This is a genomic window from Amycolatopsis coloradensis (assembly GCF_037997115.1).
Classification (GTDB): Bacteria; Actinomycetota; Actinomycetes; order Mycobacteriales; family Pseudonocardiaceae; genus Amycolatopsis; species Amycolatopsis coloradensis_A.
This window is the reverse complement of the sequence record NZ_CP150484.1, coordinates 5,569,118-5,584,400: the sequence shown is the minus strand read 5'-3', so window position 1 is coordinate 5,584,400 and position 15,283 is coordinate 5,569,118. Positions and strand designations below refer to the sequence as shown.

Sequence of the window (15,283 nt, the reverse complement as noted above, 5' to 3'; positions counted from 1 at the left end):
GGGTTGGAACCCGAAACGCCACTCACGACCAACCCGACCTGCGACCAGGGCTGAAGGTGCCCCTTGTCGCATCAGACGCAGCGAAAGGAGCCTTCACCCCACCTGTCAACCTCGTCCAAGATCAACTTAGCTGCGTGACATTGCGTTGGAACCCTCTTTATCACTCACGACCTTAGGCAGAACAGCGCATACGAGCATCAATCGGGCATCAGGTGGCCCGGAATCGTCCCATGTGGACAGTCGGGGCACGGCACGCCCCGTCATCGGTCCGAGCCCACGCTGCGACACCCGACCCGCGGCCTCAGTGGACGTGTACCGCTTCCCACTCCGGGAACGGATCCGCTCCCGCCGAACCGGCGGCCAGGCAAGACCGGAGCGAGTCCAGCAGAGCGTCCTCCTCCAGCCCCACGCCGATGAACACGAGCTCCTGCCGAGGCACCTCCTCGACACCCTGCGGTTCGAATCGGGCGACCGAACCCGCCTGCGACCACAGCCCGGTCACCCCGGGCCGCGACGCCAGCGAGAAGAACCCCTTCGACCGCAAGACCGTCCCGAACTCCCCGGAATCGAGCCGCCCGACGAAGTCCCACAGCCGCTCCGGATCGAAAGCGACCTCGGCGCGGAAGACCACGCTCGAGATCCCGTACTCCTCCGTCTCCGGAACGTGATCGCCGTTGAGTTCCGCCACCCAGCCCGGTGCCTCCTGCGCCCGCTCGACGTCGTAACGTCCGGTACCGAGAACCCGGCCGAGCGGCACCCGGCCGTGGGTCGAGACGACGACGTCGGCGGCCGGGTTGAGCCGACGCAGCACCGCCGTCAGCCGTTCGAGGGAGGTGGCCGGGACCAGGTCCGCCTTGTTCAGCAGGAGGACGTCCGCGAACTCGATCTGGTCCATCAGCAGGTCGCTGACCGTCCGCTCGTCCCCGTCGTACTGGTCCAGCCCGCGTTCGGTCAGCGCGTCCCCGGCCGTCAGTTCGCGCTCGAAGTTCACCGCGTCGACCACGGTCACCATCGTGTCGAGCCGCGCGGAGTCCAGCAGCGTGGCGCCGTCCTCACGGGCGAAGGAGAACGTCGCCGCCACGGGCATCGGCTCGGAGATGCCGCTCGATTCGATGAGCAGGTAGTCGAACCGGCCTTCCTCGCACAGCCGCGAGACCTCTTCCAGCAGGTCGTCGCGCAGGGTGCAGCAGATACAGCCGTTGGTCATCTCGACGAGCCGTTCCTCAGTGCGGGACAGGCTGTTCCCGTCCCGCACCAGCGCGGCGTCGATGTTGACCTCGCTCATGTCGTTCACGATCACCGCCACCCGCAGCCCGTCGCGGTTGGCGAGCACGTGGTTGAGCACGGTCGTCTTGCCCGCACCGAGGAAACCGGACAGCACCGTGACCGGCGTCGTCACTTCCCACCCTCGTGAAAATGCTTCATCAGCTTGCGGGGCACGAGTTTCGTCTCACCGTTCACCTTGATCGGCACCAGATCCGGCACGGCCGCCTTCCACTGCGAACGCCGGGACCGGGTGTTGCTGCGCGACATCTTCCGCTTCGGGACGGCCATTACTTCGATCCTCCGCGTCGTCCGTAGCGGCGGTGGAACTTCTCGACCTGGCCGGCGCTGTCCATGATCCGCTGGTTTCCGGTCCAGAACGGGTGCGACCACGAGCTGATCTCGACGTTCACCACCGGATAAGTGTTGCCGTCGCTCCACTCGATGGTCTGGTCCGAGGTGGCGGTGGAGCGCGTCAGGAAGGCGTCCCCGGTGGAGAGATCCTTGAACACCACGGGGTGGTAGTCGGGGTGGATTCCCGGTTTCACTGCGTTTCGTCCTTTCGGTTCGACGTGTTCACGTCGTGCTTCTCGGGGTCGGTTTCCGTGTCCTCGCACGGTTCTTCGTGCCACTCGCCGAACGGATCCGGGTAACGGAGCCATTCCTGCTCACCTGCGGCGAGTTCCTCCTCGGTCAGCAACGCCCCGTTCAGGGCGGCTTCGATCTCGTCCGGGGTGGCCTGATCGGTGACGACGACCAGTTCCTGCGCGCGGTCGCCGAACAGCGGGTCCCAGCGCAGGGAGGCGAGGGTGCGGCGCTCGGGGGAGACAGCGGCCCAGTCCGGACCGTCCGGGGCGGCGAGCCACGGTCCGGCGTGCCCGACGCCGAGACCGCCGCCCGCGGACTCGATCCACAGCGCCATGTCGGGCTGGCTCGCCACCCAGAGCCGTCCCCGGGTGCGGACGACGCCGTCGAGCAGGACGTCGATCGCGTCGTGGAGGCGTTCCGGGTGGAACGGGCGCTGCGACGTGAAGGTGAGGAGCCCGATGCCACAGTCGGTGTGCAACGGCGGCTGGCCGCGCAGCAGCGGTCCGTGCATGTCGGTGACCTCGCCGCGCCGGGCGTCGGACGGGACGGCGTCTAGCACGGTCTTCCCGTCCACAGAGGACAGGTCGACGCGCGGGATCGACGGCGCGACGCGGTCGAGCACGGCCGAAGCCTTCGCCGCGGACCACGCGTCGGCCGCCGCGCCGGCGAGGACGAGCAGGTCGGCGAACTCGACCTGGGACAGCGCGACCTGAGCGACGGTGCGTTCGTCCTCGGGGCTGGCCCGCAGGCTCCGTTCGGCCAGCGTGTCGTCGCCGGTGCTGTCGGCCAGCCAGCCCGCGCAGTCGACGACGGTCAGCACGGCCCGCAGGTCGACGTCCTCGATGACCGGCCGTTCGCCGACGAGGACGTTGTGCAGCGCCCAGCTGACCGGCTCGGGCTCCATGGCCTCGTCGAGCCGCACCACGATCCGCCGCACCTGCGGCATCTGGGAGAGCTTGCGCAGCAACGGCAACAGGTCTTCGCGCAAGGTGCAGGAGACGCAGCCGTGCGCCAGTTCGAGAACCGTCAGCTGGTCGCGGTCGCCGAGCCGGATCCGCCGTCGGACCACTCCGGAGTGAATCTGCCGCAGGTCGTGATGCACGACGGCGGTGCCGGGTTCGGCGAGGCGCAGCCGCTCGGCGAGGTCGGCGTTCGGTCCCGGTGCGAGGCCACTGATCAGGACGAGGGGCACGCGGGGGTTGTCGGTCACTGAAGCTCCGGGGCGTCGAGGGCGTTCTGGTTCGGCTGTGTAGAGTAAATGAAAACGACAACCGATATCAACTTGGGAGGGTATATGTCCGCCGTGTGCCAGGTCACCGGCCGCAAACCGGGCTACGGGAAGCAGGTGTCGCATTCGCATCGGCGCACGTCCCGGCGCTGGGAGCCGAACCTGCAGGCCAAGCGGTACTTCGTGCCGAGCGAAGGGCGCTGGGTCCGGCTGCGGGTCTCGGTGAAGGGCATGAAGACCATCGACAAGCGGGGCATCGAAGCCGTCGTGGCCGAGCTCCGCGCGAAAGGGGTGAAGCTCTGATGGCCAAGAGCACCGACATCCGGCCGATCATCAAGCTCCGCTCGACCGCCGGCACCGGTTACACCTACGTCACCAAGAAGAACCGCCGGAACGACCCGGACCGCATGGTGCTGCGCAAGTACGACCCGATCGCGCGCAAGCACGTCGAGTTCAAGGAGGAGCGCTGATGGCCAAGAAGTCGAAGATCGCCAAGAACGAGCAGCGCAAGGTCGTCGCCGCCCGCTACGTCGAACGGCGTCGCGAGCTGAAGGCCACCATCGCCTCGCCCTCCGCGTCGCCGGAGGAGAAGGCGGCCGCCGTGTCGGCCCTGCAGGCGATGCCGCGGGACGCCAGCGCGACCCGGATCCGCAATCGCGACGCCGCGGACGGCCGTCCTCGCGGCTACCTGCGGAAGTTCGGGCTCTCGCGGGTCCGGATGCGGCAGATGGCGCACAACGGCGAACTGCCCGGCGTCACGAAGTCGAGCTGGTGAGCGCGATGGGCAAGCCGAACCGCGACCGTCCGTACAAGCGCAAGACGAACCTTTTGCACGCCAACAAGATCACTGAGGTCGACTGGAAGGACGTCGATCTGCTGCGGAAGTTCATCTCCGACCGCGGCAAGATCCGCGCCCGCCGGGTCACCGGGCTGACGCCCCAGCAGCAGAAACAGGTCGCCACGGCGATCAAGAACGCCCGCGAGATGGCGTTGCTGCCCTACCCCAACGCGGGGCGCTGACACCGCCGGTCCGGGCGGTGCGAGACGCCGCCCGGGCCGCGGTTCCTGTGGAAGAATCGGCCCCATGACGGAGAACCCCGGACAGGCCGAGGAATTCGATCCCGAACTGCTGGAGCTGTGGGCCAAGGTGTTCGGCTTCGCCCGTGCGGGCGCGACGGCCGAAATCGTCGCGTACGTCGACGCCGGTATCCCGGCGAACCTGACCAACGACCGGGGCGACACGCTGGTCATGCTCGCCGCCTACCACGGTCACGCCGAGACCGTCGCGGCACTGATCGAACGCGGCGCCGATCCGAACCGCGAGAACGACCGTGGGCAGAGCCCGCTGGCAGGCGCGGTGTTCAAGAACGAGCCCGAGGTCGTGAAGGCGCTCCTGAAGGGCGGCGCGGACGCGATGGCGGGGGAGCCGTCGGCGATCGACGCGGCCAGGATGTTCGGCAACACTGAGCTGCTGGCCCTGCTGGAGAGCTGAGGCGGTTCTCACTCGGATCGCGGTCCGGGGCTCTGAATCCTTACACTGCCCCGCATGGATGACCCGCATTACCTCTCCGGCCTCGACCTGGCCGGCCGTCGTGTCGTGATGATCGGTGGCGGGACGGTCGCCCAGCGCCGCCTGCCGCGGCTGATCAGCGCCGGCGCGCGGGTCGAACTGGTCTCGCCGCACACCACGCCGTCGGTGAGTGCCATGGCCGACGCAGGCGAGATCGCCTGGCACGAGCGCCGCTACGCCGAGGGCGACCTCACCGACGCCTGGTACGCGCTGGCGTGCACGAACGACCCCGAGGTCAACGCCGCCGTCTGCGCCGAGGCCGAACGCGCGCGGGTGTTCTGTGTCCGCGCCGACGACGGCGATCGCGGCAGCGCGGTCACCCCGGCCTCCGGCAGGCATGGCGGGCTCCTGGTCGGCGTGCTCTCCGGCGGTGAGCCGCTGCGGTCGGCCACCGTCCGGGACAGTGTCCTCGACGGCCTTCGAGCAGGCACCGTCGCCGACGGCCGGGTGCCGGACGCCCACGACGACCTTCCCGGCGTCGCTCTCGTGGGCGGTGGCCCCGGAGACCCGGAACTGATCACCGTCCGCGGCCGCCGTCTCCTCGCCAGGGCCGACGTCGTCGTCGCCGACCGGCTGGCCCCGCGCGAACTGCTCGACGAACTCGCGCCCCATGTCGAGATCGTCGACGCCGCGAAGATCCCGTACGGCCGCGCCGCCAGCCAGGACGTGATCAACTCCACCCTGATCGACCGGGCCAAGGCCGGGAAGTTCGTCGTGCGGCTCAAGGGCGGCGACCCGTACCTGTTCGGCCGTGGCTTCGAAGAAGTCCTCGCCTGCGCCGAAGCGGGCATCCCGGTGACGATGGTCCCCGGCATCACGAGCGCGTTCTCCGTCCCCGCCGCGGCGGACGTCCCGGTGACCCACCGGGGTGTGGCGCACGAGGTCGTCGTGGTGTCCGGTCACGTCGCGCCGGACGACGAGAAGTCACTGGTGGACTGGGATCAGCTGGCGAAGATGCGCGGCACGATCGTGCTGATGATGGGCGTCGAGCGCTTGCCGCTGTTCGCCAAGGCGCTCCAGGCGGGGCGGCCGGGTGACACGCCGGTGGCGATCATCGAGGACGGCACCATGCGTACGCAGCGGGTGCTCCGCTCCACTTTGGACAAGGTGGTCGAGGACGCGGCGACGGCCGGGGTGCGGCCGCCCGCGGTGATCGTCTTCGGCCCGGTGGCGGGGCTGGCTCAGCCTTCGTAGCCGGGGTCCGAGACGAAGAACCAGTCGGTGCCGTCGTCGCCGGCGGTGTCGAGGTGCTCCGCGCGGACCAGTCCGGCCCGCAAAGCCACCCGCTGCGACGCGACGTTCTCCGGCCGGACGCGGGCGATCACGAGGTCGTCCGGCCGGTGGGCGCGGGCCCAGCCCACCGCCGCTGCGGCGGCCTCACTGGCGTAGCCGGAACCCCAGGACGAGGGGAAGAAGCGGTAGAAGAGGTTCAGCACCGGGCGGCGCCGGAAGCCGACGATCTTCAGCCCGCAGAACCCCAGCGGCTCCGCCGAGTCGTGGCGACGGATCGTCCAGTATCCGAAGCCGTACCTGTTCCACTGGTGCGACCAGCGGAGCAGCAGAAGCTCCGCCTCCTTGCGCGTGCCCAGCAGATCCGAAGGGTTGTGCGTGCAGGCCTCCGGATCGGTGTGAAGGGCGAAGATCGCGTCGAGGTCTCCGGGATCCGGGCGGCGTAAGAGCAGCCGCCCGGTCCGCAGTTCTTCCGCGCCCGCGCCCCGGGTCGGGGCAGGCTCAACGGTCATGACAGCGCGCGGAGAAGTCGGCGATGGTGTCGGTCAGGCGGGTGGGGTCGAAGCGGAGTTCGACCGGGCTGCGGGCCTGGACGAACTCGGCCCCCGGCATGTCCGCGGCCAGCGTGTCCGCGTCGCCGAAGGGGTGGATCGGATCGCGCTCGTGCCCGATGACCAGCGCCGGGGTCTCGATCTTCCGCCGGATTGACTTGGGCGGCGCGATCCGGCCGAAGAGCACGCCGTGCAGAAGCGCGGCCATCGGCGCGGGCTCCTGGGACAGCGTGTCGGTGACGACGTCGACCCACTGGTTGCCGTGCGGTACGAGTTTCGCCGCCAGCGCCACACCCTGCACGGTCACCGGCAGGAACCGGGCGGCCATGAGCAGGGGTGCGAACGTGATCAGCCCGGCGACGATCGCGTTGTCCAGCACGGGCATCTCGACGACCAGGCCGAGCGCGCGTTCCGGCGCGGCGACGCCCACCTCGAGCGCGACGTTGGCGCCCAGCGACGTCCCGCCGATGACGGCGGCGTCGATCTCCAGGTGGTCGAGTAGCGCGACGGTCTGCTCGGCGAACGCGGGCATCGAGTACAGCCAGGAGTCGGTGGGCCGGTCCGAATCGCCGTGCCCGAGCAGGTCGAGGGTCACCGCCCGGAAACCGGCCCGGGCGAGCCTGCGGGCGAGCGGGGCGTGCATCCGCCTCGTCAGCATGATGCCGTGGGTGAGGACGACCACCCGGTCGCCGGAGCCGAACTCGGTGTAGGCGAGCCGGTGACCCTCATGGGTGAAGGATCCCGACAGTTCGATCGGCCGGGAGGATCGTTCCCGTCGCCGTCCGGGTGCCGGCGCGGGCAGGTCGGCGACCGCGGTGGCGCTGCTGGCCGGGCTCATATCCCACCGTCCTTCGTCGATCGTGGTACTCACCGGTAGTACTCGCTGGTACCAGGAAAGCATCTCAGGCGCGGCCGGGCACAGTGGCCGTTGGCAGCCTGTCAATCACATGAGTCAAGATGACCCCATGACCGCTACAGCTGACAGTCTTCCCGATCTCGTTTCGCTCAAGGTGGAGATCGACGGGCACGTCGCCGAAGTGACGCTGCTCGGTCCGTCCAAGGGCAACGCGATGGGCCCCGATTTCTGGCGTGAGCTGCCGATCGTCTTCCGCGCGCTCGACGCGGACCCCCAGGTCAGGGCGGTCGTGCTGACCGGGAGCGGCAAGCACTTCTCCTACGGGCTCGACCTGCCCGCGATGATGCCCAGCTGGGGCGAAATGCTCGGCGGCGACGCGCTCGCGGGCCCGCGGACCAGGTTCCTCGACGAGGTCCGGGCCCTCCAGGCGAGCGTGTCCTCGGTCGCGGAATGCCGTAAACCGGTCATCGCGGCCATTTCCGGCTGGTGCATCGGCGGTGGCGTCGACGTGATCGCGGCCGCGGACATCCGCCTGGCGAGCGCCGACGCGAAGTTCAGCGTGCGCGAGGTCAAGGTCGCGATCGTGGCCGACCTCGGCAGCCTCCAGCGGCTCGCGCCGATCATCGGCGAGGGACACCTGCGCGAACTGGCCCTGACCGGCAAGGACATCGACGCCGCCCGCGCGGAGAAGATCGGCCTGGTCAACGACGTCTACGCGGACCAGGACACCCTGCTGGCCGAGGCCCGCAAGCTGGCGGCGGAGATCGCGACGAACCCGCCGCTGGTCGTGCAGGGCACCAAGAACGTCCTCTCGGCCAACACCGAACGTCAGGTCGCGGACGGCCTGCGCTACGTCTCGGCCTGGAACGCGGCCTTCCTGCCCAGCAAGGACCTGGGCGAGGCCGTGCAGGCCTTCCTCGAGCGCCGCGCGCCCGAGTTCAAGGGGGAGTAGAAAGAACCGGCGGCCCAACCAGCGGACCAGGAGGACGATCGTGAGCGCTTCGGAGGCATACCGCACGTTCCGCGACGCACGGGACTATCTGCAGGCCCATCGCGAGGACTACGAAACCGCTTATCGGGACTTCACCTGGCCCCGGCCCGCCGAGTTCAACTGGGCGCTGGACTGGTTCGACGTCGTCGCGGCCGACCCGGCCAACCAGGACCGGTACGCGCTGTGGATCGTCGAAGAGGACGGCATCGAGAACCGCTGGACCTATCCGGAGATGGCGCGGCGGTCCAACCAGGTCGCGAACTGGCTGCGCTCACTCGGCGTGGCCAGGGGCGACCGGCTGATCCTGATGCTCGGCAACCAGGGCGAGCTGTGGCAGACGATCCTCGCCGCGATCAAACTGGGCGCCGTCATCATCCCGGCCTCGACCCTGCTCGGCCCGGCGGACCTCACCGACCGGGTCGAGCGGGGCGCGGCGAAACACGTGGTGATCCGGTCCGTCGACGCGCACAAGTTCGAGAACGTCGAGGGCGGCTACACCCGCATCGCCGTCGGTGAACCGGTCGAGGGCTGGCGATCCTTCGTGGACGCCTACGAGGAAGCGGGCACCTTCACGCCCGACGGCCCGACGGCGGCGGAAGACCCGCTCCTGCTGTACTTCACGTCAGGGACCACCGCGAAGCCGAAACTGGTGCAGCACACGCAGGTCTCGTACCCGGTCGGTCATCTGTCCACAATGTACTGGATCGGTCTCGAACCGGGCGATGTCCACCTCAACATCTCGTCGCCCGGTTGGGCGAAACACGCGTGGAGCAACGTTTTCGCTCCGTGGAACGCCGAGGCGACGGTGTTCCTCTACAACTACGCGCGGTTCGACGCGGTCTCCTTGATGGCGCAGATGGATCGGTGCGGCATCACCAGTTTCTGCGCTCCGCCGACGGTGTGGCGGATGCTCATCCAAGCGGATCTGACCGTGCTGAAGACGCCGCCGCGCAAGGTGGTCGGCGCGGGTGAGCCGCTCAACCCCGAAGTGATCGACCAGGTCGAAAAGGCTTGGGGGGTCACGATTCGCGACGGTTTCGGGCAGACGGAGAGCAGTGTCCAGATCGCCAACACGCCCGGGCAGGACGTCGTGCCGGGGTCGATGGGCCGCCCGCTGCCGGGCTTCACCGTGGCGCTCGTGGACCCCGTCACCGGCGAACGGGCGCAGGAGGGTGAGATCTGCCTCGACCTCGAGAAGCCGCCGGTCGGGCTGATGGCCGGATACGCGGACGACGAGGAACGTTCCGCCGCGGCCTTCGCGAACGGCTTCTACCACACCGGTGACGTCGGTTCGATCGACGAACGCGGCTACATCACCTACGTGGGCCGGACGGACGACGTCTTCAAGGCGTCGGACTACCGGATCTCGCCGTTCGAACTGGAAAGTGTCCTGCTGGAACACGAAGCGGTCGCCGAAGCCGCCGTCGTCCCCGCGCCCGATCCGATCCGTCTCGCGGTGCCGAAGGCGTACGTCGTCCTGACGAACGGGCACGAACCGACCGCCGACACCGCGGTGTCCATCCTGGCCTTCTGCCGGGAACATCTGGCGCCGTACAAGCGAATCCGGCGGCTGGAGTTCACCGAACTGCCGAAGACGATCTCCGGCAAGATCCGGCGCGTCGAGCTGCGCGGGCGGGAGAACGAGGCCGACGGACGGCCGGCGGGGGAGTTCCGCGAGGAGGACTTCCCGCAGCTGAAGGGCTGACGGCCCGCTGCTTGATGTCCGTGAAGGCCTCCTTGCCTACTCTGAAGGTAGGGAAGGAGGCCTTCACGGACCTCCGATGTGGTCCCTGGCGACGCTAGGGCCGCCTCACCTCGCATCGGTCACTCGGCAGGCACGACAGGCCGTGTGGGTCGAACGACCCACAGCGCGGTAACCGGAACCGCGTTAGCATCCTCGGCAGTGAATCGTTGACAACCCGTGGGGGTCACGGGTCTCACCTTCCCTGCTTGAAAGGTGTTCCTGTCATGCGCATTCGTTTCCTCCTGCCGATGCTCGCCCTGGTGGCCGGGCTCGGTACCGCGGTGGCCACTCCGGCCGCCGCCGATCCGGGCCCGGTGACGGCGGGCGAAGTGTCCGTCGCCGACGCCTGTTACTCCTGGGGGCGCACGCTGTCCCAGGGCGCGTCCGGTGAGGACGTCCGGCAACTGCAGATCCGGGTCGCCGGTTACCCCGGTTACGGGGGCGTGCTCGCCATCGACGGCCAGTTCGGCGCGGGCACCAAGGCCGCGGTCACTCGCTTCCAGCAGGCGTACGGGCTGGCCGCGGACGGCATCGCCGGGTCGGCCACGTTCACGAAGCTCTACGCGTTGCAGGACGACGACTGCACGCCGGTCAACTTCACCTACGCCGAACTGAACCGGTGCAACTCCGACTGGTCGGGCGGCAACGTCTCAGCGGCGACGGCGAAGGCCAACGCGCTGGTCTCGATGTGGAAGCTGCAGGCGATGCGGCACGCCATGGGCGACCGGCCGATCGACGTCAACGGCGGCTTCCGCAGCGTCGCCTGCAACAACGCGGTCGGTGGCGCGACCAATAGCCGTCATCTCTACGGTGACGCCGTCGATCTCGGTGCCGGCTCACAGGGCTTCTGCGGACTGGCGAAGCAGGCCCGAAACCACGGGTTCGCGGAGATCCTCGGGCCGGGCTACCCCGGCCACAACGATCACACGCACGTGGCACACCGGTCGACGCGGTTCTGGTCGGCCTCGTCCTGCGGGATCTGACCTCGTCACTCCCAGCGCCACAGTGACGGCGGCCGTCCTCCCTTGGGGAGGGCGGCCGCGTGTTCGGTGGTACGCCGCAAACCGGGGACCCGCTCCATCGTCCGGCCGAGGTTGGCCGGATAGGGGCGGTCCCCGGTCAGCGCTTCGGTGGCGTCCAGCGCCTGTGCCGTGGTGAAGATCGGCCCCAGCAGCCCGGCGGTGAAGGCGACATCCCGCCACAGCCGTTCGGCCAGCATCGGGCGGCAGTCCGCTACGATCCGGTCGTGGTCGAACGCCAGCGGCGGGACCTCGTCCAGCGGAACCCACACCACGTTCCCCGGATCGTCGAGGGCGGGATTCACCGTGGCCCACAAGGCGATGGAGAGGGTGGGACCGCGGGGATCACGGTTCGGCTCGTCGAAGGTGGCGAGCTGTCCCGTCGCCGAAAGCGCGTCGGACGGCAGGCCGAGTTTGCCGACCACCGCCCGGTGCGCCGCCTCCCTCAGCCGTTCCCCGAGCCCGAGCAGTACGCCGGGCAGCGCGAGTTCGCCCTCGAAAGGCTCGGCCGCCCGCGGCGCGATTCCCAGCAGCACGTTCCGGGTGCCGGGGGCGAACCGCACCACGAGCACGTCAACGGACACCGGCGTCGAATCGATCACGCGTTGATTGTCGACCTTGCCTCCGCGACCCGGTAACCGGCCCTGTCCGGGCCGTACCCCATGACGGCCACCGGCAGCCGCGCGCCGAACCACGCCAGCGGATCCGGCAGGTCGACGGCGGCCGAGCCGTCACGGGGCACGACCTTCAGCCCGGTCGCGTCGAGGTGGGTCACCGCGAGCGCGTCCACGCCGTCGCAGGCCGCGATCGCGTAATCCAGCAGGGCCGCGTCGAGATGGCCCGCCCGCCACGCGCCCTGGAACTCGCCGGTTTCGTTGTGCGCCTCGGGAAAGCGGGCGAGTACGGCGGCGGATTCGGTCGGCAGCGGCCCCGCGCCGTGCCGGGTGAGGTACGTCCGCGTCACCCCCATGACGGTGTGCGGACGTCCGCCCAACAGGGCGCGGGCGTTGTGCGGCGTGGTCGTCGACCAGGTCGTGTGCGGATGGAACCCGTGGTACTGGTCGAGGAGAGCCCCCTGCGCTCCCTCGAACACCAGCCGCCCGGAATCCGCCAGCCGCCCCGTTTCGTCCCCGTCGGTGATCCGCACCGCGCCCGCGAAATCGCGGTACAGCGCCACCAGTTCGTCGACGCTGTGCGGCGGCGTGGCGAGCGGCGCGTAGAACCGCGCGAGCGCGTCCAGTTTGCGCCGCAACACCGACGGCCGGGCGCAGTCGGCGACCGTGGGCGCTTCCCCCGGCGTCCCGATCACCTCCTGGCTCTCCACGACGTCCCCCGGCGCGGCCCCGGGCAACAGCGAGTACCAGACGGTCTCGCCGATGCCCTTGCCGCACGAGCCGTGCCGGTTCACGCCCCGGGCCTCCTCCCTGGCCCGGTTGGCGTGGATGTGGAACGGCGTGGTGAGCAGAGCCCGGCCGTCGATGCTCAGCAGCGAGAGCGGATTCCGGACACCCGCCGCTTCCAGCCGCCGCGCTTCCGCGGCCAGCGCGAACGGCTCGACGAGCACGAACCGCGACAGATGGGTGGGCACGCCGGCGAACGTGCCCGCCCCGAACTGGCTGAAGGTGTGGTGCCGCCCGTCCACGACGACGTTGTGCGCGGCCTGCGCGCCCCCGTTGAAGCGGACCACGGCGGTGGTGGGCAGGCCGGCGCAGAGCGCGTCGACAACCGCGCCCTTGCCTTCGTCGCCGAAGCCGAGCCCGACCACCACCACGTGACCGTCCAGGAGACTCATCGCAGCACCACGTCGCTCGGCCCCTCGGCCTCGGGCACCGCCGACGTGACGACCGTCTTGGTGCCCAGCTTCGCCAGCGCCTTGCCGACCGCCTTGCTTTCGGCGGCCGAGCCGACGTCCGCGAGATCGGCGAGCGCACGGTCGACGTCGACGACCCGCTCTTCCAGCCCGATGGTGGCCGCGATCAGTTCGCACACCGCGCCGGGATCGTCGAGCTTCAGGAAGTTCTGGCCGAGCAGGCCGCTCCAGTGTTCGCCGATCTCCGGGTCGTTGTAGTACGACGACTGGTTCGGCAGCACGAAGAAGACGTGCCACTTGCGGGCCAGCTCCCGGTACACCGAGGCCGGGTCGATGTCCTCCCGCACCTCGTCCCCGATCACCCGGCGGATGTGGCGCGCCTCCAGCGCGGGCTTGTTCAGCTCGTCGCCGATGATGAACAGATAGCCCTTGCGGCCGCGGTTCTGCCACGCGTCGGTCACGACGTGCCGGGCCATGAAGTAGGCGGCCAGTTCGTAGGACTCGCTCTTCTGCCCGCCGCCACCGCCTTCGAGGAAGATCGTGCGCAGCTGCTCGTCCATCCGGTTGTCCGATTCGAACTGCCCGACCTGCAGCGGAACCCGGTCGCTGTCGGCGTCGCCGATCGCGCCGAACATCACCTGCGGGTCGGCCAGGTAGCCCCGGCGCTTCAGCAGGCCGTGCAGTTTGCCGAGCTTGCCCTGCATGACCCGCGGCACCCGGCGCATCGAACCGGTGACGTCGAACAGCACCGCGATCGGCGTCGAATCGGTGTGGTCGGCCGAATCACGGCATTCCCGGACGGCGTTCAGCGGGTCGAGCGCGGGCGCGACCTTCCAGTCTTTCGCGGGCTTGGAGCGCAGATCGGCGGTGTAGCCGAAGTCGTCCTCGCCCTTGGCCCGCCGGAAAGTCTTCGCGGCGGCGTAGGCGTTGTCGTCCCAGTGTCCGTGTCCCATGGTCAGGCTCCTGTCTCGGGGATGGTGAAGGGTCGGAAGGTGCGGGGGCCGTACAGGTCGTCGAGCAGCGCGTCGTACTCGTCGAGCAGATCGGCGGCGTCGGGTCGTTGTGCCGGGGATTCCTGTGTGCACCAGGTCGCGAACTCGCGTTGGCGGGTTTCGTCCGGTGCCAGGAGTTCCAGCATCATGCGGTGGAGCATGTGGACGTCGGTCGCCGTGGTCACCGGTTGTCCTTTGTGGACTTCCGGTGGGTAGTCGATGGAGTTGTCCGCCGCGAGCGGGAGCACACCGTCCTCGACGGCGAACGACCAGCCGACGACGACGATGCCGTGCCGTCCCGGATGGACGAGCACGTTGTCCGCGGTGAGATGGCCGTGGACGACACCCGCCCGATGCGCGCCGGCCACGGCACGCAGGAGGCGGCGGTGCATCCACGCGTAGTCGCGGCCGTCGAGCCCGCCGGGGAAGGCTTTTCCGATATCGGCGAGGGTGGCGAAACCGTCGACGAGCGGATCGAGGACGCTGAACGCGCGGTCACCTCTGGCCACCGGACCGGAAGTGTCCAGCAGCCGCGGGTAGTAGGGGCGCAGCCACCGGTGCCGTTCGGTGAAGCCGTCTAGCGCCCGCAACGCGTCCCATTCGGCGTGGATCAGCGGATTGAGCGCCGGGTCGCGGACGAGTTTCACCAGGTGTGGCCCGGTGGTCCGGTACGTCGTGGCGACACTGCCCACCGCGTGCGGTGCGGTGAGGGTGTACGTCGAGGTCGCCGTCGTGACCGTCTGGCGCCTGGCGCGTTTCCAATCGTCGTGAAGGCGGTTGAGGGTGGCGGCGGCCCGGTGGGCGCGCGCGTCGCCGGGGTTGCGGTCGGGGTGGAGCACGGCCGCCAGTTCGCGGTAGCGATGGCGGGCGAACAGAGCGGCAGCGTCGACCGCGTTCTCGACCGCCTTCACGGCGTCTTCCCTGGTGAGCATAGTTTGAGTCTAGACGACTCTTACCTGGATTGGCAAGCATGGTTCGGGTCTCGCGAGTGGCGATTCGGGTTCTGACCCGGATCGCCACTCACGAGGCGTTCGGTGGGCTCGGTACCGGCGCCCGTGCCCNCCTTCACGCGCGGCCGCTGTGCCTGCTGTGCCTGCTGTGGTCGCTGGTGCACCTGGGACGAGAGCGGCGCCCCTGAAGGTAGTGAAGGCCTCCTTCACTACCTTCAGGGTAGGCAAGGAGGCCTTCACGGACACATGATCAGCCCCAGCCGAATCCAGTAGGTACCCAAGACGCTGACCCGAATCGCCACTCACGAGACTCGAACGGCTCGGCACCGGCCATGTACTGGGCAAGGTGTGAAGGTCGAGTTTCCTCGGCTGAGCCGAGGGAAGGGTCCATCACGTGCGGCCGCCGTGACTCCTGCCGCAGGAGGACGTACGTGGCGAGTTGGGGGTTGAACCACAGCCGGGAAGTCCCAGCGGGTACGTCCTTGTCGCTC

Annotated in this window: 19 protein-coding genes; 9 read left to right on the top strand and 10 right to left on the bottom strand. The window is 69.3% G+C overall.

Annotated elements, in window-relative coordinates; all coding sequences use genetic code 11:
* Window positions 1–301: 301 nt before the first annotated feature.
* Genes LCL61_RS26235 through mrf form a run of 4 tightly spaced genes read right to left on the bottom strand, consistent with a single transcriptional unit; the run spans window position 302 to window position 3,061 of the window.
* A complete protein-coding gene (locus LCL61_RS26235) occupies window positions 302–1,399 on the bottom strand; it encodes a GTP-binding protein (RefSeq protein ID WP_340682172.1) in 1,098 nt (365 codons plus the stop codon).
* Window positions 1,396–1,554: a 50S ribosomal protein L32 gene (rpmF, locus tag LCL61_RS26230; protein WP_016334054.1), complete on the bottom strand. Its 159-nt coding sequence runs from the start codon at window positions 1,552–1,554 to the stop codon at window positions 1,396–1,398. The genes LCL61_RS26235 and rpmF overlap by 4 nt, the downstream gene beginning before the upstream one ends.
* Window positions 1,554–1,811: a type B 50S ribosomal protein L31 gene (locus LCL61_RS26225; RefSeq protein WP_007032638.1), complete on the bottom strand. Its 258-nt coding sequence runs from the start codon at window positions 1,809–1,811 to the stop codon at window positions 1,554–1,556. The genes rpmF and LCL61_RS26225 overlap by 1 nt, the downstream gene beginning before the upstream one ends.
* Window positions 1,808–3,061, bottom strand: a complete 1,254-nt coding sequence (mrf, locus tag LCL61_RS26220; protein WP_340682171.1) for a ribosome hibernation factor-recruiting GTPase MRF — start codon at window positions 3,059–3,061, stop codon at window positions 1,808–1,810. Before mrf ends, LCL61_RS26225 begins: the two co-directional genes overlap by 4 nt.
* 84 nt (window positions 3,062–3,145) lie before the next feature.
* Between mrf and rpmB the strand changes: the two genes are divergently transcribed.
* The 6 genes from rpmB (at window position 3,146) to cobA (ending at window position 5,843) form a co-directional block, all read left to right on the top strand.
* Window positions 3,146–3,382 carry a 50S ribosomal protein L28 gene (rpmB, locus tag LCL61_RS26215; protein WP_005149951.1) on the top strand — a complete coding sequence of 79 codons (237 nt, stop codon included), beginning with the start codon at window positions 3,146–3,148 and terminating at the stop codon, window positions 3,380–3,382.
* On the top strand, window positions 3,382–3,549 hold the full coding sequence (gene rpmG / locus LCL61_RS26210) for a 50S ribosomal protein L33 (RefSeq protein WP_016334057.1): 168 nt from the start codon (window positions 3,382–3,384) through the stop codon (window positions 3,547–3,549). Before rpmB ends, rpmG begins: the two co-directional genes overlap by 1 nt.
* Complete coding sequence (rpsN, locus tag LCL61_RS26205) at window positions 3,549–3,854, top strand: 30S ribosomal protein S14 (RefSeq protein ID WP_016334058.1); 306 nt, start codon at window positions 3,549–3,551, stop codon at window positions 3,852–3,854. The genes rpmG and rpsN overlap by 1 nt, the downstream gene beginning before the upstream one ends.
* Window positions 3,851–4,099 (top strand): 30S ribosomal protein S18, encoded by a 249-nt coding sequence (rpsR, locus tag LCL61_RS26200; RefSeq protein WP_240598783.1) that lies wholly within the window; start codon window positions 3,851–3,853, stop codon window positions 4,097–4,099. The genes rpsN and rpsR overlap by 4 nt, the downstream gene beginning before the upstream one ends.
* A 64-nt stretch (window positions 4,100–4,163) precedes the next feature.
* Entirely contained in the window at window positions 4,164–4,571 is a 408-nt protein-coding gene (locus tag LCL61_RS26195) for an ankyrin repeat domain-containing protein (protein ID WP_340682170.1), read from the top strand.
* A 54-nt stretch (window positions 4,572–4,625) separates the two neighbouring features.
* Window positions 4,626–5,843, top strand: a complete 1,218-nt coding sequence (gene cobA, locus LCL61_RS26190) for a uroporphyrinogen-III C-methyltransferase (RefSeq protein WP_340682169.1) — start codon at window positions 4,626–4,628, stop codon at window positions 5,841–5,843.
* Here the strand turns inward: cobA and LCL61_RS26185 are convergent.
* Together LCL61_RS26185 and LCL61_RS26180 are read right to left on the bottom strand one after the other, a co-directional pair.
* The gene (locus tag LCL61_RS26185; RefSeq protein WP_340682168.1) at window positions 5,831–6,391 is read right to left on the bottom strand and encodes a GNAT family N-acetyltransferase; all 561 of its coding nucleotides are present in this window, start codon (window positions 6,389–6,391) and stop codon (window positions 5,831–5,833) included. The genes cobA and LCL61_RS26185 overlap by 13 nt on opposite strands.
* Window positions 6,381–7,268: an alpha/beta hydrolase gene (locus LCL61_RS26180; protein ID WP_340688683.1), complete on the bottom strand. Its 888-nt coding sequence runs from the start codon at window positions 7,266–7,268 to the stop codon at window positions 6,381–6,383. The genes LCL61_RS26185 and LCL61_RS26180 overlap by 11 nt, the downstream gene beginning before the upstream one ends.
* 127 nt (window positions 7,269–7,395) lie before the next feature.
* Here LCL61_RS26180 and LCL61_RS26175 point away from each other — a divergent pair, with 127 nt between their 5' ends.
* From LCL61_RS26175 to LCL61_RS26165, 3 genes are all read left to right on the top strand, one after another.
* Entirely contained in the window at window positions 7,396–8,238 is an 843-nt protein-coding gene (locus LCL61_RS26175) for a crotonase/enoyl-CoA hydratase family protein (RefSeq protein ID WP_125690501.1), read from the top strand.
* Between the two features lie 40 nt (window positions 8,239–8,278).
* The gene (locus LCL61_RS26170) at window positions 8,279–9,982 is read left to right on the top strand and encodes an AMP-binding protein (RefSeq protein WP_340682167.1); all 1,704 of its coding nucleotides are present in this window, start codon (window positions 8,279–8,281) and stop codon (window positions 9,980–9,982) included.
* A gap of 263 nt (window positions 9,983–10,245) precedes the next feature.
* A complete protein-coding gene (locus LCL61_RS26165) occupies window positions 10,246–11,004 on the top strand; it encodes a D-Ala-D-Ala carboxypeptidase family metallohydrolase (protein WP_340682166.1) in 759 nt (252 codons plus the stop codon).
* A 5-nt stretch (window positions 11,005–11,009) separates the two neighbouring features.
* Here LCL61_RS26165 and LCL61_RS26160 read toward each other — a convergent pair whose 3' ends face one another.
* Genes LCL61_RS26160 through LCL61_RS26145 form a run of 4 tightly spaced genes read right to left on the bottom strand, consistent with a single transcriptional unit; the run spans window position 11,010 to window position 14,774 of the window.
* Window positions 11,010–11,642: an NUDIX domain-containing protein gene (locus LCL61_RS26160; protein ID WP_340682165.1), complete on the bottom strand. Its 633-nt coding sequence runs from the start codon at window positions 11,640–11,642 to the stop codon at window positions 11,010–11,012.
* Window positions 11,639–12,832: an adenylosuccinate synthetase gene (locus LCL61_RS26155; protein ID WP_340682164.1), complete on the bottom strand. Its 1,194-nt coding sequence runs from the start codon at window positions 12,830–12,832 to the stop codon at window positions 11,639–11,641. Before LCL61_RS26155 ends, LCL61_RS26160 begins: the two co-directional genes overlap by 4 nt.
* Entirely contained in the window at window positions 12,829–13,803 is a 975-nt protein-coding gene (locus LCL61_RS26150; RefSeq protein ID WP_340682163.1) for a hypothetical protein, read from the bottom strand. Before LCL61_RS26150 ends, LCL61_RS26155 begins: the two co-directional genes overlap by 4 nt.
* Window positions 13,804–13,805: 2 nt before the next feature.
* Window positions 13,806–14,774, bottom strand: coding sequence for an adenylate cyclase (locus LCL61_RS26145; RefSeq protein WP_340682162.1), 969 nt, complete (start codon window positions 14,772–14,774; stop codon window positions 13,806–13,808).
* Window positions 14,775–15,283: the final 509 nt, after the last annotated feature.